We start from the raw sequence: 19,024 nt of genomic DNA on the forward strand, positions 1-19,024 counted from the left end.
CCGTGGAGCCGCAGCTCGGGGGCGTGTTAGCGTCCCCACGCCGGCCGCGGGACTTCGGTGCGACTTCCGGAACCTGCCTATAAAGCAATGATTCGCAGCTCGTGCCTCCATTCCCCGGCCGGCATTCAGCAACAAGGGGGCGGGAAGAGGGATGGAGTCGTACGGGGATCTGGTCGCGGCCGACGACGTGCTGCTCTTCGTCAACGCGGCGATCACCGCGACCGGGCAGCGCGAGTTCCACGCCGACGCGGACGAGCAGCGGCTCTCGCTCGACTTCCTGCACGCGTACATGCTCGGCAACTACCGCGATCTCTACGCGGGTGTGCTGGCGCTGGACATCAACGACCACAACGCCGCGCTGATCGTCCGCCGGCTGCTGGAGACCTCCGCCGAGGCCACCGTGGAGCAGCGCCGCAGCGAGGGGCGGCTGATCGCGGGGCGGCTGGCGCTGCTGCCGCCGCAGCGTGTCTACGGGCTCTTCCGCGCGCTGCGCCGCGCCGGGGTGAACAACCGCCGTACCCGCGCGCTGCTGCGCGACTGGCTGGCCGGCCGCCCCGATCTGGCCTTCGACGCGGTCAAGTACCGCAGCGGCCTCAAGCAGGCCCTGCGGCACGCGCATCTCGCGCCGGGCGACGGCGAGTTGGGTACGTTCCTGTTCGCGCCGCTGAGCCGCGCCCCCTACGACACCCCGATCCTGGAGACCTGGCGCCGGGCGCACTACGAGCAGGCGGCCGTGTACGAGCTGCCGTACACCGTGGCCGAGGGTTTCGCGGCCAAGCACGGCATTCCGCGTGCCGTCTTCCTGGAGCGGATCGCGCCCCGGATGACCCGACTCGAGGCGCTGCGGCTCCAGGAGACGGCGCAGCGACGAGGCGTCGCGGACGCGGTCGCGGTCGACCTCGCCCGGATGCCGCTCACCCGGCTCGCCGGCTATGTGCTCTCCCTGCCGGCCGCGGAGCGGGTCGAGCGGCGCGACGAGCTCACCGGCGCGCTGCGCTCGGCCGCCGCGCGGGTCGCCGTCGCACACCGCGGGACGTGGGGCCGGGTCACCGCCGTACTGGACGACAGCTTCTCCTCCTACGGCTCGGGCGTGAAGCGGCGTAGGCCGCTCGCGGTCGCCCTCGCCTGCCACTACCTGCTGGAGGCGCTCGCCGGCCGGTACGCCGGGCTGTGGACGTCCGGCCGCCGTGAGGCGCTGCTCGCGCATCCCGTGGGTCCGACCCCGCTGGGCGAGCGGATCCTCGACGCGCTGGAGACGGCCCCGGACCGGCTGGTGATCGTCTCCGACGGCTGGGACAACGCCCCGCCCGGACTCGCCGCCGAGGTGCTCCGCGTCTGGCGCACCCGCCTCGACCCGGAGCACCGCACGAGCGTGGTCCACCTCAACCCGGTCTACGACGCCGACGACTTCGACGTACGACGGCTCGCCCCGAGTGTGCCGACGGCGGGCGTGCGGGACGCGGAGGATCTGCCGGCGCTCGTCGAGATCGCGCAGTTCGCCGAGGGGCGGACCGGTCTTGCCGAGCTGACGGCCTATCTGGACGCCCGCGCGGATCAGCTCGTCGCCGTGCCGGGACAGCGGACCGCGGCCGGGGGTGCGCGATGACGACGTACAGCAAAGACCATGCCCCGTCGGCCCTGTTCGACGGGCTGCGGACGCGGCCCGCGCAGGTGTGGGGCGCCGTGCGGCTGGTGCCGCTGGTGCGCGCCGAGCCGGTGACGGATCTGCGGCTGCATCCACGCATCCACCCCGGGCCCGGGGTCGTCGACCTGGGCCGGAAGGGCAGTTACTGCTCCTACATCCCGCACAGCTTCGTCGCCGAGTGGACCGGGGACGGCTCCCCGGCCGCCGCCTACGGCACGCAGCTGGCCGAGGGCCCGGCGGAGCGGGAGTCGGTGGCCGCGGTGCGGCTGCACTTCCATCGCCGGATGGCGCGTCAGGAGGCCAAGCGGCGGCTGCGGTTCCTGCCGCTGCATCTCGCGCTGGAGGGCTATCTCGCGCTGCACTTCGGCGGTCCCACCATCGCGTGGGAGGAGTGGTCGCGGCACGCGGTGCGGCAGGGGCTGTCGCCGCGCGTCGAGGCCGCCTACCTGGGGCTCCAGGTGCCGGGGCTGGCCGAGGCGTTGAGCGTCTTCGAGATCCACCCCGGCCAGTGCGGTGTCCTCGTGTACCTGGCCGACGCGCTGGCCGCCGCGTTCGTGGTGCCGCATCCGGAGGACTACCGGACGCTGCATCCGACGCTGGTCCAGGACCTGTACGGCGATCTGGTGCACCACTACGCGACGCTGATGCCGCCGGTGGCGGACTTCCGGGCGCGCGTCGACGACAGCGGCATCCGTTCGCTGGGCGAGCTGCGGGCGGCCGCGGCCGAACAGACGGACCGGTGGGCGGAGTTCCACGACACGACCATGTCGGCCGGGCTGGTGGAGCAGGAGAGCAGCTGGCAGCAGGTCCGGCGGATGGGGCGCTTCACGCTCTCCCGCTTCCTGCCGGAGTTCCGTCCGAAGCAGGACAACCACATCGGGGAGGCGATCCTCGACGAGCACGGCCGGACCGTCTACCTCAAGACCTTCCGGCTCTCCGAGAACCAGGTCCGCCGCGGCTTCCTGCTCAGCCGGCTGGCCGCGCACGACTGGCATCTCGCGGACACGGCCGCCGAGTTCGGCGTCGAGGCCACCGTGCTCGCCAAGCGGTTGGAGACCGCCGGCTTCGGCCTCCTGCTGCGGCAACGTACCTGAGGCGGGTCAGGACGTGTGGTTCGTCGGGGGGCCGGACCGGCTGCCGGCCGCCGGGGGGCCGGACCGGCTGCCGGGGGTTCGGACCATGTACACATCCACCCCGTCCTCGGACTCCAGGACGAAGCCGTGTCGCTCGTACAGTCTGCGGGCCGCGCTGCCCTGGAGGACGTTCAGCCGGGTCAGGGCGCCCTCCCGGTCGGGGCGTTCCAGCAGGCTGCCCAGGACGGCCGAGCCGATGCCCTTGCCCTGGAGCTCCGGGACGAGGAGGAAGTGCTCCAGCCAGTAGGCGTCGTCGGCCGGCCGCAGCGCCACGCAGCCGACCAGGGCGCCGGCCACCTCGATCGCCGAGGTGTGCTCCGGCTGGTAGGCGTCACGCAGCCGCTGCCGCACCCGGTGCTCGTCGTACCGCCCGAGCCGCTCCAGGTCCGCCCTCATCGCGACGGCACGGATCTCGACGATCTCCTCGAGATCCGCCATCGACGCCGCCCGCAGCTCCCAGTCCGCCATGATCATGATGTTATCGCCCGGACCGGGCGCCGCCTCAGCCGATGGGAGCCGTGCGGATGGCCGCGATGTCGAACTGCAGGCGCACCTTCTCGCTCACCATGGCGCCGCCCTCGGCCAGCCTGGAGCTGTAGTTCAGGCCCCACTCCGTGCGGTCGATCGTCGTGGTGCCGTCGAAGCCCGCCCGCTGGTAGCCGAAGGGGTCCGTGACGTGGCCGATGTAGGTGAGTTCGAGGAGCACGGGGCGGGTGGTGGCCTTGATGGTGAGATCGCCGGCCATGCGATAGACATCGTTGCCAAGGGGCTCCACGGCGGTGCTGGTGAAGCGCATGCGCGGGTGGTTCGCCGAGTCGAAGAAGTCGCGGCCCACGAGGTGGGCGTCGCGTTGTTCCACTCCGGTGTCGACGCTGGCCGTGGACACGGTGATCTCGGCCTGCGAACGGGACGGGTCCCGGCCGTCGAAGTAGAGGCGGCTCTGGTATTCGGCGAAGGCTCCGCGGACCGTGGTCACCATGGCGTGCCGTACGGAGAAGCCGATCCTGCTGTGAGCCGGGTCGATGACCCATTCGCCGGTCAGGGCGGCCAGGGTGGGGTCCGGCAGGAGTGTGGTGGGGGTGCCCGGCCGGCCGGTGGGGGGTGTGGGGGTGAGGGTGGGCTCCGTGCGGCGGAATGGAGTACCACGACTGAACAAATTCATGATTCACCTAATTACTGCACGGAAGTTGGCGAGGCAAGACCGCGTGGGTGATCGACGAAATATCCACAGGTCCGCCACGAACTCCCCCATGGCGAGGACAATTCACTACTTCGAGTCGATATGGGGTCGGCGAATTGCGGAATTTGCCGATTCGCGTGGGAGGACGGGAATTCTCACAGCGCGTCCGCCGCACTATCAACAGGCTCCACGAGGGGAAATTCACCCGACCCGTTGAGCCGACTCCCGAATCTCAGGGTGTCGGACAGTACTGTGCCGACACGGGGACTCGACCACGTAGGCGAAGAGGTGGACGCATGGCAGGCAAGGCGAAGGAGAAGTTGTCGCGCAAGGTCTATGAGGGTGAACTGCTGCGCCTGCAGACCGAGTTGGTGAAGCTTCAGGAGTGGGTGCGGGCCGAGGGCGCGCGGCTGGTCGTCGTGTTCGAGGGGCGGGACGCGGCCGGCAAGGGCGGCACCATCAAGCGGGTCGCCGAGCATCTCAACCCCCGCGTCGCCCGTATCGCGGCCCTGCCGAAGCCGACCGAGCGGGAGCGGACGCAGTGGTACTTCCAGCGGTACGTCGGGCATCTGCCGGCCGCCGGGGAGATCGTGCTGTTCGACCGGTCCTGGTACAACCGGGCCGGCGTGGAGCATGTGATGGGCTTCTGCACCAAGGAGGAGTACCAGCTGTTCCTGCGCCAGTGCCCCATCTTCGAGCGGATGCTGATCGAGGACGGCATCCTGCTGCGCAAGTACTGGTTCTCGGTGAGCGACACCGAGCAGCAGGACCGTTTCCGGCGCCGGCTGGAGGACCCGCTGCGCCGCTGGAAGCTGTCCCCGATGGACCTGGAGTCACTCACCCGCTGGGAGGCGTACTCCCGGGCCAAGGACGAGATGATGGTGCACACCGACATCACCGAGGCCCCTTGGTACGTCGTCGAGAGCGACGACAAGAAGCGGGCCCGGCTGAACATGATCGCCCATCTGCTGGCCTCGCTGCCCTACCAGGAGGTCCCGCCGCCGGTGCTGGAGCTCCCGGAGCGTCCGGAGTCCACCGGCTATGTGCGGACACCGCGCGATCTCCAGACCTACGTCCCGGACCACGCGGCAGGTCTCTGACGCCCCGCCGTCACCGGCCGGTGTGCAGGGGTTCGGCGGGGGCGTCGTCCACCTGCTGGAGTGCGGTGAGCAGTTCGTTCTGGCCGGTGAGCAGTTCGGTGAGGATCCGGCGGGCGGCGCGCAGCAGTTCGGCGACGTCGCCGCCGGCGAGCGCGTAGCGGACGGTCGAGCCCTCGCGCATCGACACCACGATCCCCGAGCGGCGCAGCACGGCCAGCTGCTGGGACAGGCTGGACGGCTCGATCTCGATGTCGGCGAGCAGGTCCCGCACGGACACCGGCCCGTGCTGGAGGAGTTCCAGCACCCGGATGCGCACGGGGTGGCCGAGCATGCGGAAGAACTCCGCCTTGACCTGGTAGAGGGGGGCCTGCATGGCTGCTCGCTCCTTGTCGGCTGGGTGGGACCGCGGTGCGACGGCACCTGAGGGGGCACCGCCGCATCACAGGCCGCCCTCGGATGCCGATCCTTCACGCCCCGGGCCGTGCGCGAACACACATTGGGACCATGCTGATGTGGTGACTTGAAGAAGTCTTCACATGATGGGCAGCGGTGGCCCCGGCTGCGTCGCCCGGGTCAGATCTCGATCGCCTCCTCGACGCGTTTGAGCTGGTGCCGGGCCATGGCCAGGTTCGAGCGGGTCTTGTCGAGGACGAGGTAGAGGAACAGGCCGTTGCCGCTGCGGCCGGTGACCGGCCGGATCAGGTGGTACTGGCTGTCCAGCGTGATCAGCATGTCCTCGATACGGCCCTTGAGGCCGACCTGCTCCATGGTGCGCACCTTGGCCCGGACGACGTCCGTGTTGCCGGCTGCGGCGACCGTCAGGTCCAGGTCCTTGTTCCCGCCCAGGGTGCCCAGCGCCATTCCGCTGGTGTAGTCGACGACCGCGGCTCCCACGGCCCCCTCGACCCCGGCCATCATCTCCTTCAGCGACACTTCCACACTCGCCACAGTGCCTCCCTTGCGCTGGTTGACTGCGACGGACCGGCGCCGCCGACCCGCCTCGATGCCCCCGGACCGTACGCATGCGGCCGCGCCGCGCGGACCGACTCTCTGGGACTGACCCGTGCGCGGCGGACAACGACCGAACAACGGCGCGACGGGATCGTTCGGGAGACCGGAACTGCCGTGACGGGACGTGAAGTTGACGCCCGGGCCGACGCGCCCGGGGGTCGCCCCGCGTCGCGGGAGGCCCTGCCGCCGTTGGGCCGATCGGCCCTGTGGGCCGTCCCCATGGGGCCCTGGGGCACGGGAGGGGCCGGCAGCGAGGGTGGTGTGTCCCGGGAACCGTGCCCGGCACCGACTTGTTCTTGTTCCACCTCTCTTCCCGGAGGCTTCATGCTGTCCGCAGAGTCCGCCGCCGTCGTCCGGGCCACGCTGCCCGCCGTGGCCGGAGCCCTCGACGAGATCACCACGCGCTTCTACGGCGCGATGTTCCACGACCGCCCCGAACTTCTGGACGGGGTGTTCAACCGGGGCAACCAGGCCAGCGGCGCCCAGCGGCGTGCGCTGGCCGGAGCGATCGCGGGCTTCGCGAGCGCCCTCCTCGCCGATCCGGACGCCCGCCCGGACGCGCTGCTGGCGCGGATCGCCCACAAGCACACCGCGGTCGGGGTCACCGAGGACCAGTACACGGTCGTCCACAAGTACCTGTTCGGTGCCATCGCCGAGGTGCTCGGCGACGCGGTCACCCCGGAGGTGGCCGCCGCCTGGGACGAGGTGTACTGGCTGATGGCCGGCGCGCTCATCGCCCAGGAGGCCCGTATCTACCGGGAGGCGGGGGTCGTGGCGGGTGAGGTGTGGCGGCCGTGGACGGTCGTCGACCGGCACGAGGAGACCGCGGACGTCGTCTCCTTCGTCCTGCGTCCGGCCGACGGCGGTCCGGCCCCCGCGGCGAAGGCCGGGCAGTACGTCAGCGTCCGGGCCCTGATGCCGGACGGCGTGCACCAGCTGCGCCAGTACAGCCTGTCCGGCGACCCGGGCGGCGAGTTGCGCCGTATCACCGTCAAGCGGGTCGGCGGCGGGGAGGTGTCCACCCTCCTGCACGGCGCGGTGCGGGCCGGGGACGAGCTCACCCTGTCCGCGCCCTTCGGTGACGTCGTCCTCGACGAGACGGACACACCGCTCGTCCTGGTCTCCGCCGGCATCGGCTGCACCCCCATGGTCGGCATGCTCGCCCACCTCGCCGCCACCGGCTCCACCCGCAGGGTCCTGACCCTGCACGCCGACGTCTCCCCCGGCACCCACGCCCTGCGCACCGAGACCCGCGCGCTCACCGCACAACTGCCCGACGCCGAGGCCGTGTTCTGGTACGAGCGTTACGGCATCGCCGAACCCGGCGCTCGCTCCGGCCTGATGAACCTCGACGGGATCGACGTGCCGACGGACGCCATCGTCTACCTGTGCGGCCCGCTGCCGTTCATGCGCGCCGTCCGCACCCAGCTGCTCGACCGGGGTGTCCCGCCGCGGCACATCCGCTACGAGGTGTTCGGCCCCGACCTGTGGCTGCCGGACGCGTCCTGACGCGGTACCGCTCGCGCGGTCCTTCACTCCGGAGGAGGGTGGAAGCGCAACTGACGCGTCAGTGGGCGCCCTTGGATCAGCCTCGTCCCCGCGTCCCGCTCCGGCGGCACGCTCGCTCGTGCGCCGCGCCGCGGGGACGACCATGCGAGGCCGTGCGGTGGGGGCCGTGCCGCCTCGCCCAGGCGGCCGCCGCCGGAACGGACAGCCGACGGCGGCCGCCGAGTGCCGTACCTGTCGTACGGCCGGAGGTCCGTGACTGTCGTACCCCCAGGGGTTCCTGACCGTCGTACCGCACCGAGACAGCCACGAGACGCATATGCGGCGGACAGGTTCCGCCGGGGTGCGGACAGTAAGTGACATGGCGCCTCAAGTCCCGTCCTGGTGCGGTGAGATGACCCGAACCGTGACCGGCAGCGGGTGGGGAGAGACATGGGTCCGATTCCAGTACCGGACGTGGCGGACGGCCCCGAGCGGACGTCGTGCACTTGCGGCGCAGAGGTCCGTCCCACCGAGCCGGGGGCCGACGAGGACCGGTTCCGCGGTCTTCTGGAAGCCGCCCCGGACGCCATGGTCATCGTCGACGACGGCGGGATCATCAAACTCGTCAACGCCCAGACCGAGGCCCTGTTCGGCTACGGCCGCGAGGAACTCCTCGGTCATCCGGTGGAGTTGCTGATCCCGCACCGCTTCCGCCCGCACCACACCCGGCACCGCGGGGGCTACGCCGCCAACCGCCAGGTCCGGCCCATGGGCGCGGGACTCGATCTGCACGGACTGCGCAAGGACGGCACCGAGTTCCCCGTCGAGATCAGTCTCTCGCCGCTGGAGACCGCGGACGGGCTCCTGGTCTCCGCGGCGGTCCGCGACGTCAGCGACCGCAGGGCCGCCGAGGCCCGGATCAACGAGCTCGCCGCGCTCGTGGAGTCGTCCCAGGACGCGATCCTCGCCAAGACCCTCGACGGCTACATCACTTACTGGAACGCCGCCGCGCAGAGCCTGTACGGCTACACCGCCCAGGAGGCCATCGGCCGGCACGTGTCCGTGCTGGCGCCGAGGGAGAAGCGCGGCGAGGTGACGGCCCTCCTCAAGCGGCTGTGCCACGGCGAGAAGGTCGAGCACTTCGAGACCCTGCGCCTGACCCGCTCCGGCGAACTGCTGGACGTCGACGTCACCTTGTGGCCCACCCGGGACACGGCGGGCACGGTCGTCGGCGCCTGCGCCATCGTCCGCGACATCAGCGACCGCAAGCGCGCCGAGGCCGAACTCACCATCCTCTACGAGCAGCAGCGGCACATCGCGCTCACCCTGCAACGCAGCCTGATGGGTACCCCGTCCGCGGTCCCCGGCCTGGCCACGGCCAGCCGGTACCGGCCCGCCACCCAGGGCGCGGGCGTGGGCGGCGACTGGTTCGACCTGATCCCGCTGGGCGCCGGCCGGGTGGGGGTCCTCATCGGTGACGTGATGGGCCGCGGCCTCGAAGCCGCCGCGGTGATGGGCCAGTTGCGCTCCGCCGCACACGCCCTGGCCAAGACCGGCATGCAGCCCCGGCAGCTGATGCAGGCCCTGGACACCTGTGTCGCCGATCTGGACGTCCCCGACCAGCTGGTCACCTGCTGCTACCTGGTCGTCGCCCCGGACAGCGGAACCGTCACCGTCTGCTCGGCCGGTCATCTGCCGGTGCTGGTCGCTCCCCCGGGCTGCGGGGTCCGCGGGCTGACGACCCCGGTGAACGCGCCGCTCGGCGTCGGCGACATCCTCTACGAGCAGTCCTGCGCCGACATTCCGCCCGGCGCCACGCTCGTCCTGTACACCGACGGGCTGATCGAGACGCCCGGCAGCGACATCGAGGAGCGTCTCGGTGAACTCACCTCCGTCCTGGACGGGTTCTTCGTCGACACCCCCTCTCTGGAGATCGCCGCGGACCATGTCCTGACGAGCCTGCTGCCCGACGCCGACAGCCATGACGACGACGTGACCCTGCTGCTGGCCCAGCTGCCGGCGGCGCCGCTGGCGGCGCTCACCACCGATCTGCCGGCGCTGCCGTCCTCGGTCCCGGACGGGCGCACGTTCCTCAACAAGGCGCTCATCGCCTGGGAGTGCGCCGAGTCGGCGGAGGAGGCCCGGCTGCTGCTCTCCGAGATCCTCACGAACGCGGTCCAGCACGCCGAGGGCCCGATCACGCTGCATCTGTGCCGGACGGCCACGGACCTCACGGTCGAGGTGAGCGACCGCAGTCCGCACCTGCCCCAGCCGCGGATCGCGGCGGAGGACGAGGAGTCCGGCCGCGGTCTGCTGCTCGTGCGCGCCCTGGCCGACGGCTGGGGGGTACGGCCCACCGACGAGGGCAAGACCACGTGGTTCACGCTGAAGCTGTGAGGCGCGGCGCGGCCGCTATGTCTCCTGGACGGGCACCCGCCACACGAGCCTCGTCCCGCCGCCGGGCGGTGAGGTCGACTCCAGTTCCCCGCCCAGCTGTTCGGCGCGCTCGGCCATGTTGCGCAGCCCGCTGCGGCGGCCCTGGGCCGGGATGCCCACCCCGTCGTCGGAGACGGTCAGCCGGAGGTCGCGGCCGTCCGTCGCCAGGACCACGTCGGCACGGGTGGCGTGGGCGTGCCGGGCGATGTTGGTCAGGGCCTCCGAGAGAACGGCCACCGCGTGTTCGGCGACGTCCTTGGACACGTGGGTGTCCAGCAGGCCTTCCATCCGCACGCTCGGCGCGAACCCCAGCACCGGTGCCGCCTCCCCGACGACGCGCACCACGCGGGCCCGCAGCCCGGAGCCGGGGGTGTCCTCGCGGGCCCGCAGGCCGAAGATGGTCGACCTGATGATCTTGATGGTCTCGTCGAGGTCGTCGACCGCCCGCAGCACCCGCTTGGACGCCTCGGGGTGGTCGATGAAGCGGCCCGCGCTCTGCAGCGTCATGCCGGTGGCGAACAGTCGCTGGATGGCGAGGTCGTGCAGGTCGCGGGCGATCCGGTCGCGGTCCTGGAGGACGGCGATCTGGGCGGCGTCACGACGGCGGTCCGCGAGCTCCATGGCGACCGCGGCCTGCGCGGCGAACGCCTGGAGCGGTTCGATCTCCTGCCCCGAGTACACCGGGTGTCCGGCCTCCCGTCCCAGCAGGACGACACCCCTTACGCCCTCCCCCGTCCCGATGGGCACGGCGACCGCGGGGCCGAGTCCGCCGACGCCCGACGGCACGGCCGCGGTCCAGGCGTCCCGTGAGACGTCGGCGATGGTGGTGGGGACGCCGCTGGTGAAGGCCCGGCCGATCAGCCCGTCGTCCACGGGGGCCAGCAGCCCGCGGTAGGCCTCGGCGCCCTCGCCGATGGCCAGCTCCATGGTCAGCGAGCCGGTGCCCTCGACCGGGACGGCGACGAGCGCGAGCACGGCGTTGGTGATCTCCCGGGCCCGTTCGGCGATCACGCGCAGGACCTCGCCGCGCTCGCTGCCGGACATCACACTGTGCGTGATCTCCGCGCTCGCCCGCAGCCAGCGCTCCCTGAGCCGGGACTCCTCGTACAGCCGGGCGTTGTCGATGGCGACGCCCGCGGCGACGGCGAGCGTCGACAGGACCGACTCGTCCTCCTCGTCGAACTGCGCCCCGCCCCGCTTCTCCGTCAGGTACAGGTTGCCGAACACCTGGTCACGCACCCGGATGGGGACGCCGAGGAAGGTGTTCATCGGCGGATGGTGGGCCGGGAACCCGTACGAGGAGGGGTGCTCGGAGAGCTTCGCCAGCCGCAGCGGCTCCGGGTTGGTGATCAGTTCGCCGAGGATGCCGTGGCCCTCGGGGTAGGGGCCGATCCGGGCGATCTGCTCCTCGGAGACGCCGACGGTGTGGAACGCCGACAGCCGCTTGCCGTCCGAGCCGATCACGCCCAGGGCCGCGTACCGGGCGTCCACCAGGACCGCCGCGGCCTCCACGATGCTGCGCAGGGCCTGCTCCAGGTCGAGCTCGCGCCCCACCGAGAGCACCGCCTCCAGAAGACTGTGCACCCGGTCCCGGGTGCCGCGGGCCGCGTCCAGCCGGGCCTGCAGCTCCTCCAGCAGCTCGTCCAGCCTCAGCTGCGGCAGCCGCACCCGGGCCCGATCGAACTCCTCGGCGCTTCCCACCTGCGATCCTCCAGGTCCCGTACGCCCTGCGGCGGCCGACCGTGCCGGTTTCCTGCCACGGTATCGGCCCGCCGGAGCGAACGGTACGGAGTCCGGGAACGCCCGTGCCGCGTCCGGGTTCAGCGGCCTTCCTGCCGGAGCCGGTCCTGGGCCTGGGTGGCGATGACGGCGGCCTGGATGCGCCGCTCCACGCCGAGCTTGGCCAGCAGCCGGGAGATGTGGTTCTTCACGGTCTTCTCGGCGAGATACAGCCGCTGCCCGATCTGCCGGTTGGTGAGCCCCTCACCGATCAGGGCCAGGATCTCCCGCTCCCGCCCGGTCAGGCCCGGCAGCGCCTCCGGCTCCTCCTCCTGCTGCTGTCCCTGACGGAGCCGGGCCATCACCTTGGCGGTGGCGCTCGGGTCGAGCAGCGACTGGCCCGCGGCCACCGTGCGCACGGCCGACACCAGGTCGGAGCCCTGGATCTGCTTGAGGACGTAGCCGGACGCCCCTGCCATGATCGAGTCCAGCAGGGCCTCCTCGTCGTCGAAGGAGGTCAGCATCAGACAGGTCAGCTCGGGCATGCGGGAGCGCAGTTCCCGGCAGACGGTCACTCCGTCGCCGTCCGGCAGCCGTACGTCGAGGACCGCGACCCGCGGACGCAGGGCGGGAACCCGGACCAGGGCCTGCTCGACGGTGCCGGCCTCGCCGACGACGGTGATGTCCGGTTCGTCGTCGAGCAGGTCGCGCACCCCGCGTCGTACCACCTCGTGGTCGTCCAGCAGGAAGACCCTGATCGGGTTGTCGGGGCCGGGCTGTCCCGCGCCGTCCGCCATCGAACACTCCTCGTCCCGTGTGCCGTGCCGGTGCCCGCTGCTCGTGGGTCGCATCGGCCTCTTCTGGAGATCCTTCTCTTTCCCGGGCCGAAAGACCAGGGCCGGTCGGCCCTCTCTCGCCCCGGCCGCGTCCCGGGGGGCCGGACGGACGACGGGCAGGGCCGAACGGCCCTGGCCCTCCCCCGCCACCGGGCGTTCCATCGATCTGTCCCCCGCCCTTCGGCAGAACGCACAGCCGGTGCCGCAGCTCACGGAAGACCTTCATGACGATCAAGAGGGAACTGGACAGTTCCGAAGCGCTGAGACTGCTCGGCGGGGTGTCCCTGGGCCGGGTCGTCTTCACCCGTCACGCGCTGCCGCAGATCCGCCCGGTCAATCACGTGGTGGACGGCGGCGACATCGTCATCCGCACCCACGAGGGCGCGGCCCTGACCTCGCACACCGGCCAGGCGGACGGCCCGGGCGTGGTGGTCGCGTACGAGGCCGACCTCATCGACCCCGACACCCACCTCGGCTGGAGCGTCGTCGTCACCGGCTACGCCCATCTGGTGACGGACCCGCGGGAGCTGGCCCGCTACCGGGCGATGCTGCGGCCCTGGGTGGAGCAGACGATGGACTACGCGGTCCGTATCCGCCCCGATCTGGTGACCGGGGTCCTCCTCACCGCGGCGGACGCCTGATCGCACGCGCCGGGGCCACGCCGCGTCCGTGCGGCGTGGCCCCGGTGCGTGCGGGCGGGCCGGTTCACATCAGCCAGCGGTTCCGGCTGACGAAGGGCAGCCGCGCCCAGGCCCTGCCCAGCCCCCAGGTGGCGCCGGCGCCGGCGGCGGCGAGGGCGATCAGGACAATGGCGTAGACGACGTGGTAGTCGGTGAACGGGTTGGTCGACATGCTCGGCGTCCCGTCGGACAGGTGCTTCGCCGGCGGCCACTCCGCGATCCACATCAGCGCCATCATCGCCGTCCCGGCGACCGCGGCGAGGCGCAGCCCGATGCCCGCGATCAGCGCGAGGCCGATGCCGAGGAGGCCGAGCATGAACAGCCAGTCCGCCCAGCCGGCCCCGGCCCAGTCGTGGAAGGTGGACTCCATGGGTCCCGCGGCGACCCCGCCGAGGAAGCCCTTGGTGGGCGAGCCGCCGTCGATCCAGCCCTTGCCGGACGGGGTGGCGTAGCCGAAGCCGAAGGTCTTGTCGAGGAACGCCCACAGGAAGACGAACCCGGTCAGGACGCGGAGCACCGCCAGGACGTACGGGCTGTTCGCCGTCGCCGTCGTGACAGCGCTCGTCTCGGTCGGGGAGCTCGCCGTCCCGCTCCGGCGCAGGGACGGGAAGCGGAATCCCGGGTGACGGTGCGGGTGATCGTGAACGGCCATGGTGCTCATCCCTTCCAGGGGTGACGCTCGGGTGCTCGACGACTGTCGTCGCACCCTCAATGTCCCGCTGCGCCGGCCGGCGGCGGAGGGGCTGCGCGGCCTGCGTCGGGGGGCCGAACGGCCTTGCCCGCAGGGCCCGTTCAGGCCTGTCGGGGAGGGTCGTCGTCAAGGTCGGCGGGGATCTGTCGGATCTCCCGGCCGGTGATCTCGTCGGCGTCGACGCACACCCACAGCTCGCGCCGGCCGCCCGCCCAGGGCGCGCTGTACGCCCGTTCCGTCAGCCGGCGGATCGTGGCGGGCTCCTGCGCCTGCCTGGCCCGTCCGCGGACGAGCACGCTCCAGCCCCCGCTCATGGCCTCGTCGATGTGGTCGACCTCGAAGGCGACGCGCCGGCCCAGGGCCTCGGCGGGAGCGGTGCCGGGCGCCGCCCGGAAGGCGATGGTGCCGTCGACGACGGTGTAGTTGACGGGCAGGACCGTGGGCCCGTCGGCCGTGGTCACCGCGAGGCGGCCCACCCCGTGTGTACCCAGCCGGCGACGGCACTCCGCGTCGCTCAGCGCGACGAGTTCGGCATGCCGGGCCGCCTGTTCCCGGCCCGGCGGGGCCTCGGTCTCGCCGCCGGTGAGGGAGGTGACCCCGGTCTCCAGCGCGGCGGCGAGCCGCAGCAGGGCGCTCCTGCCGGGGATCGCGGCGGAGGACTCCTCCAGGTACCGAAGGTAGGAGCAGGACATGCCCGCCCGGTCGGCGGTGTCGGCCCGGGTCAGCCCGAGTTCCGTGCGACGCCGTACGAGGCGGCGTCCCAGGTCGCCTCCGGGGCGTTCGGTGCGTGCCGTCGTACCGGATGATGTCGTGTCGGCCACGATGTCTCACCTCCTGCTGGTGCCGGGCCGCCTGAACGGCCCGGGGCGGACCGGGCCCTTGCCGCCGGTCCCCCTCGCGTCCCCCGAGGTTCAGCATCGGCCCTGACGGCCGGTGCCCGCTTGGGCCGGTCGGGCCCCCTTTGCCCGGTTCCGCCGCCCGCCGCGGCGAGCCATCCGCCAAGGCCCCGGCCAGCCTCCTGAACAGGGCCGACCGGCCCTCGACGTTCCGTGTGGCAGGGCGTGGACTCCTCGTGGGTCTTGAACATGGTCCGAGCCAACTCGGTGCGCCCTGATCGGTGGAACCTGCGCCCGGTGTCCTTCGTCGACTGCAGCGGACTGCGCGCCCTGTGCCGGGCGCGCAACCGGGTCCTCGCCCGCGGCGGACGGTTCCGCCTGGTCACCGAGAGCGCCCGGCTGCTGGGGATTCTGCGGTGTGTGGATCTGGGCGACGCTTTCGAGGTGCTGTCCCGGCTGCCCGAGGGGGTCGCCCCCGCGCCCCGCCGTCGGCTAACTGGGCGGCGACTGCGCGTCGAGCACGGCGTGCGGGTCGTATCGGGGTGTGAGGGGGCCCTCGGGGCCGTAGCCGATGCGGATCAGCATCTGGGCGTGTCCGCTGCGATCGGGGTGCGGGCTCAGGGTGCGCCGCAGGTCGGGCCACTCCATCGGCTGGTGCAGCAAAGACGCGCGCAGGCCGTGGACGGTGGCGACGAGCAGGGCGTGTTCGAGTGCCTGCCCGGCGCGCAGCCAGTCGGTACGGCGGTCGTGGCCCGTCGTGAGGAGCCCGACGACCGGTTCCGTCTCGAAGGGCTGGGCGGGGAGCCGTTCGGCGTGCCGCTGCGCGGTGAAGTCGCGCATGGGGATGCGTTCCCGGGAGTCCTGCGGGCCGAGCACGGCCCACGGCATACCGGTCTCCGCCGGCGAGTCCGGGTCCTGGTGCACCCAATGACGGCTCTCGGCTCCGCGCGCGCCGTCCGCTCGGTTGCGGAGTTCGGCTTCCTGCACCACCCGGAGCAGACGGGCGGTCTCGTCGACGGCCGGGAAGCCGAGCGAGGCGCCTTCCGTCCGGGCGGCATCGGCGAGTTCGGCGAGTGCGTGCTGCGGCAGGGGGCGGCCGGAGAAGGGGAAGCGGCTGCTGCGTCGGCGCCAGACGGCCGGGTAGAGGTCGTCGCGGTGGCCGGTGGGGTGCCCGCTGCGGCAGCCGTCCAGACGGACGGTGGCGAGCAGGCCCGGGTCGTCCGGGCGGGGCAGCAGTCGGACGAACGGTGACCAGCCGAAGTGGGCGGCCGCGACACGGAGGTTGAAGACGGACGTCCCCACCGACACATGCAGGGCACGGCCGACGGGGTCGGTGTGGCGCAGGCCCCGCTCCGCCGAGGCCCACACCTCGAACGCCGGGGTCTCGGCGTCCAGCCGGAACCGCCACGGCTGGGTGTTGTGGATCGACGGCGCGGCCACGGCCGCGGCGAGGCAGGCTTCCAGGGTCCTGGCGTCGAGGGGTGTCGATCGCATGATGACCTCCTTTCGCACCCACTCCCGCACGAACGTCGGCACAGAAGCGGCACGGTCCTTCGAGCGTGCCCCTGGCGCCGGGCGAGGGGACGGGGCCGTTGGTCCCTCGTCGGCGGCCGCTCGGCGAGCCGGGCCCCCGCTCACCTCCACGCGCCCCTCGCGGTACAGCCACGCCGCCATCGGTGCAACTATGAAAAAATCGCCTATAGCGGCACCGAAGGAGAACTCCTGTGAGCAGCCCCGCCGACGAGTCCGGCTACGGGAACATCCAGTTCGACCGCACAGGTCAGGCCGCGGCCTTCGACGCCCTCGGCGACCGTTACGACGAGGCCTTCCCGCACAAGGAGGGGCAGGTCGCGGCCGCCGAGTGGCTCGTCCGGTCGCTGCCCACCGGGTCCCGCGCCCTTGATCTGGGGTGCGGCACCGGCATTCCGACCGCGCTCCAGCTGGCGGAAGCGGGCTTCGACGTGGTCGGTGTCGATCTGTCGGACGGGATGGTGGCCCTGGCGCGCAAGAACGTGCCCGGCGGGCGGTTCCAGCAGGCGGACATCGCCGATCTGCGGCCGGGCGGCCCGCTGGACCTCGGCCGCTTCGAGGCGGTGGCCGCCTTCTTCTCGCTGCTCATGCTGCCGCGCGCGGAGATCCCGCTGGCGCTGCGGACCGTGCACCACCTGCTGGTGCCGGGCGGCCTGTTCGCGCTGTCGATGGTGGAGGCCGACGTCGACGACTTCTCCATCCCGTTCGTCGGGGAGAGCATCCGGGTCTCCGGCTATCTGAGGGAGGAGCTGCGCGAGGTGGTCGAGGCGGCGGGCTTCGAGATCGTCGACGAGTCGTCGTTCACCTACGCCCCGGCCTCCGCGGACATCCCACCCGAGGTGCAGATCTTCCTGCGCTGCCGACGGCGGCACGCCTGACGACTCCTGTTCCGGCCGCCCCACGCGGGCCGCCCGGCGGGAAGGACACGCATGACGAAGCGCCTCGGCAGCGGCAAACGCACCGGCGGCAAGGCGGCCGGGGCGCGCGGGCGTGCCGCTGCCTCCCGTCTGCCGACGCGCTCCGCCCCGCCGCCCGTCTCCGGTGACCGTCCGGACGAGGGCCGGACCGAGGCGCAGACGGACCGGCTGCGGTACCTCGACGCGGCGACCCGCAGCATCGCCCGCGGCATGGACCTCGACGAGACCCTGTCCGAGCTGTGCCGGGCGGCCGTCCCGGCCTTCGCCGACACGGCTCTCGTTCATCTGTACGACCCGCTGCCGGTGGGCGACGAGACCGGCCCCGTCCCCGGCGTCCTGCGGCTGCTCACCACCGAGCAGGCGTCCTCCGAGGCCCCGGCCGCCGCGGCCGAGGCCGTCCATCCCGCCGTGGGCGGCCCGCTGGCGACACGGCTGCGGGACGGCCGGCCGATCTTCGGCGACGCCCCGCACGCGGCCGCCACGGTGGCCGAACTCCTGGGCGCGGCGCACCCGCCCGGGGCACTGCCGCGCGGTCGGCGCCTGATCCTCGCTCCCCTGCACGGTCGCAGCCACGTCCTCGGCAGCGTCACCCTCCTGCGCGGTGCCGGCCGCCCGGGCTTCACCGACGACGATCTGCTGGTCGCCTCCCAGCTCGCCACCCACACCGCGCTCGGCATCGACAAGGCGATGCTGTACGCCCGCGAGGCGTCCGTCGCCGACGCCCTCCAGCGCACCATGCTCCCGCCGTCGCTGCCCGAGCCGCCCGGCGTCCGGCTGGCCAGCCGCTATCTGCCGGCCTCGCGGACCGCGCAGGTGGGCGGCGACTGGTACGACACGATCCCGCTGCCCGGCAACCGGGTCGCCCTGGTCATCGGCGACGTGATGGGCCACTCCATGACGTCGGCCGCGATCATGGGGCAGCTGCGGACCACCGTGCAGACCCTGGCCCTGCTCGACCTGCCTCCCGCCGAGGTGCTGCACCACCTCGACGAGCAGGCGGAACGGCTGGGCACCGAGCACACCGCGACCTGTCTGTACGCCCTCTACGACCCGGTCCTCCAACGGCTGCTGGTCTCCAACGCCGGCCACCTGCCGCCGGTGCTGCTGCACCCCGACGGGCACGGCGAGATCCTCTCGGTCCCGCCCGGGGCGCCGATCGGCGTGGGCGGCGGCGGTTTCGAGGCCACCGAGATCCACGCGCCGGCTGGGGCGACCCTGCTGCTCTACACCGACGGCCTGGTCGAGTCCCGCGACTCCGACGTAGTGACCGGCATCGACAACCTGCGGGCCCGGCTGCAATCGGCCACCGCGGGGGCCGCGCCCCCGTCACTGGAGACCCTGTGCGACGCGGCGCTCGACACCCTGGGCGGCGGCGAGCGGGACGACGACGTGGCGCTGCTCGCCGCCCGTTTCGAAGGCCTGCTGCCGGAGACCGTCGCGTACTGGTACCTGGCCCCGCGCCCGCAGACCGCCGGCCAGGCCCGCCGGCTGACCCGCAGGACGCTGGGCCGCTGGGGGCTCGAATCCCTGATCGAGTCCACCGAGCTCATGGTCAGCGAGGTGGTGGCCAACGCCGTGCGGTTCGCCTCGCGCCCGATCACCCTGCGTCTGCTGCGCACGGACGTGCTCCGCTGCGAGGTCGGGGACGACTCCCCGGTGGTGCCGAGAATGCGGCACGCCCGGTTGAGCGACGAGGGCGGCCGGGGGCTGTTCCTGGTCGACCAGGTGGCCCAGCGCTGGGGGGCGACGCGGCTGAGCTCGGGCAAGGTGGTCTGGTTCGAGCAGCCGCTCCCCGAGGCCGACCCGCGCTGAGCGGCGGCGG

Annotated in this window: 17 protein-coding genes and 1 pseudogene; 9 read left to right on the forward strand and 9 right to left on the reverse strand. The window is 72.5% G+C overall.

Annotation, left to right across the window (positions count from 1 at the left end; genetic code table 11):
* The first annotated feature begins 151 nt into the window (after positions 1-151).
* Together CRP56_RS02545 and CRP56_RS02550 are read left to right on the forward strand one after the other, a co-directional pair.
* Entirely contained in the window at positions 152-1,606 is a 1,455-nt protein-coding gene (locus tag CRP56_RS02545; RefSeq protein ID WP_097259782.1) for a hypothetical protein, read from the forward strand.
* Entirely contained in the window at positions 1,603-2,739 is a 1,137-nt protein-coding gene (locus CRP56_RS02550; RefSeq protein WP_097259783.1) for an ARPP-2 domain-containing protein, read from the forward strand. The genes CRP56_RS02545 and CRP56_RS02550 overlap by 4 nt, the downstream gene beginning before the upstream one ends.
* 6 nt (positions 2,740-2,745) lie before the next feature.
* Here the strand turns inward: CRP56_RS02550 and CRP56_RS02555 are convergent, their stop codons facing one another.
* Together CRP56_RS02555 and CRP56_RS02560 are read right to left on the reverse strand one after the other, a co-directional pair.
* On the reverse strand, positions 2,746-3,246 hold the full coding sequence (locus CRP56_RS02555; protein WP_097273645.1) for a GNAT family N-acetyltransferase: 501 nt from the start codon (positions 3,244-3,246) through the stop codon (positions 2,746-2,748).
* A 34-nt stretch (positions 3,247-3,280) separates the two neighbouring features.
* Entirely contained in the window at positions 3,281-3,940 is a 660-nt protein-coding gene (locus CRP56_RS02560; RefSeq protein ID WP_097259784.1) for a YceI family protein, read from the reverse strand.
* Positions 3,941-4,254: 314 nt separating this feature from the next.
* Here CRP56_RS02560 and ppk2 point away from each other — a divergent pair, with 314 nt between their 5' ends.
* Positions 4,255-5,058 carry a polyphosphate kinase 2 gene (gene ppk2 / locus CRP56_RS02565; RefSeq protein ID WP_097259785.1) on the forward strand — a complete coding sequence of 268 codons (804 nt, stop codon included), beginning with the start codon at positions 4,255-4,257 and terminating at the stop codon, positions 5,056-5,058.
* A gap of 10 nt (positions 5,059-5,068) precedes the next feature.
* Here ppk2 and CRP56_RS02570 read toward each other — a convergent pair whose 3' ends face one another.
* Complete coding sequence (locus CRP56_RS02570; protein ID WP_097259786.1) at positions 5,069-5,431, reverse strand: ArsR/SmtB family transcription factor; 363 nt, start codon at positions 5,429-5,431, stop codon at positions 5,069-5,071.
* 200 nt (positions 5,432-5,631) lie between these two features.
* A complete protein-coding gene (locus CRP56_RS02575; RefSeq protein WP_097259787.1) occupies positions 5,632-6,006 on the reverse strand; it encodes a hypothetical protein in 375 nt (124 codons plus the stop codon).
* 387 nt (positions 6,007-6,393) lie between these two features.
* Here CRP56_RS02575 and CRP56_RS02580 point away from each other — a divergent pair, with 387 nt between their 5' ends.
* Positions 6,394-7,578, forward strand: coding sequence for a globin domain-containing protein (locus CRP56_RS02580; RefSeq protein ID WP_097259788.1), 1,185 nt, complete (start codon positions 6,394-6,396; stop codon positions 7,576-7,578).
* Between the two features lie 429 nt (positions 7,579-8,007).
* Complete coding sequence (locus tag CRP56_RS02585; protein WP_097259789.1) at positions 8,008-9,954, forward strand: PAS domain S-box protein; 1,947 nt, start codon at positions 8,008-8,010, stop codon at positions 9,952-9,954.
* A 15-nt stretch (positions 9,955-9,969) separates the two neighbouring features.
* Here CRP56_RS02585 and CRP56_RS02590 read toward each other — a convergent pair whose 3' ends face one another.
* Both CRP56_RS02590 and CRP56_RS02595 read right to left on the reverse strand, forming a co-directional pair.
* Positions 9,970-11,694 carry a sensor histidine kinase gene (locus CRP56_RS02590; RefSeq protein ID WP_097259790.1) on the reverse strand — a complete coding sequence of 575 codons (1,725 nt, stop codon included), beginning with the start codon at positions 11,692-11,694 and terminating at the stop codon, positions 9,970-9,972.
* Positions 11,695-11,813: 119 nt separating this feature from the next.
* Positions 11,814-12,509 (reverse strand): response regulator, encoded by a 696-nt coding sequence (locus CRP56_RS02595; RefSeq protein WP_097259791.1) that lies wholly within the window; start codon positions 12,507-12,509, stop codon positions 11,814-11,816.
* 263 nt (positions 12,510-12,772) lie between these two features.
* On the opposite strand from CRP56_RS02595, the gene CRP56_RS02600 reads away from it, so the two are divergent.
* A complete protein-coding gene (locus tag CRP56_RS02600; RefSeq protein WP_097259792.1) occupies positions 12,773-13,189 on the forward strand; it encodes a pyridoxamine 5'-phosphate oxidase family protein in 417 nt (138 codons plus the stop codon).
* 64 nt (positions 13,190-13,253) lie between these two features.
* Here CRP56_RS02600 and CRP56_RS02605 read toward each other — a convergent pair whose 3' ends face one another.
* Both CRP56_RS02605 and CRP56_RS02610 read right to left on the reverse strand, forming a co-directional pair.
* Positions 13,254-13,880, reverse strand: a complete 627-nt coding sequence (locus tag CRP56_RS02605; protein ID WP_097273648.1) for a DoxX family membrane protein — start codon at positions 13,878-13,880, stop codon at positions 13,254-13,256.
* A gap of 140 nt (positions 13,881-14,020) precedes the next feature.
* Positions 14,021-14,740, reverse strand: a complete 720-nt coding sequence (locus CRP56_RS02610; protein ID WP_257039995.1) for a pyridoxamine 5'-phosphate oxidase family protein — start codon at positions 14,738-14,740, stop codon at positions 14,021-14,023.
* 264 nt (positions 14,741-15,004) lie between these two features.
* Here CRP56_RS02610 and CRP56_RS49250 point away from each other — a divergent pair.
* Positions 15,005-15,184: pseudogene (locus CRP56_RS49250) on the forward strand (STAS domain-containing protein); the annotation flags it as partial.
* A 63-nt stretch (positions 15,185-15,247) separates the two neighbouring features.
* On the opposite strand, the gene CRP56_RS02615 reads toward CRP56_RS49250, so the two are convergent.
* Complete coding sequence (locus CRP56_RS02615; RefSeq protein WP_097273652.1) at positions 15,248-16,249, reverse strand: Acg family FMN-binding oxidoreductase; 1,002 nt, start codon at positions 16,247-16,249, stop codon at positions 15,248-15,250.
* Between the two features lie 230 nt (positions 16,250-16,479).
* Here CRP56_RS02615 and CRP56_RS02620 point away from each other — a divergent pair, with 230 nt between their 5' ends.
* Positions 16,480-17,163, forward strand: coding sequence for a class I SAM-dependent DNA methyltransferase (locus tag CRP56_RS02620; protein WP_097259793.1), 684 nt, complete (start codon positions 16,480-16,482; stop codon positions 17,161-17,163).
* A 51-nt stretch (positions 17,164-17,214) separates the two neighbouring features.
* Positions 17,215-19,014: a SpoIIE family protein phosphatase gene (locus tag CRP56_RS02625; protein WP_097259794.1), complete on the forward strand. Its 1,800-nt coding sequence runs from the start codon at positions 17,215-17,217 to the stop codon at positions 19,012-19,014.
* The last annotated feature ends 10 nt before the right edge of the window (positions 19,015-19,024 follow it).

Source organism: Streptomyces sp. TLI_55 (genome assembly GCF_900206255.1).
Taxonomy (GTDB): Bacteria; Actinomycetota; Actinomycetes; order Streptomycetales; family Streptomycetaceae; genus Streptomyces; species Streptomyces aquilus.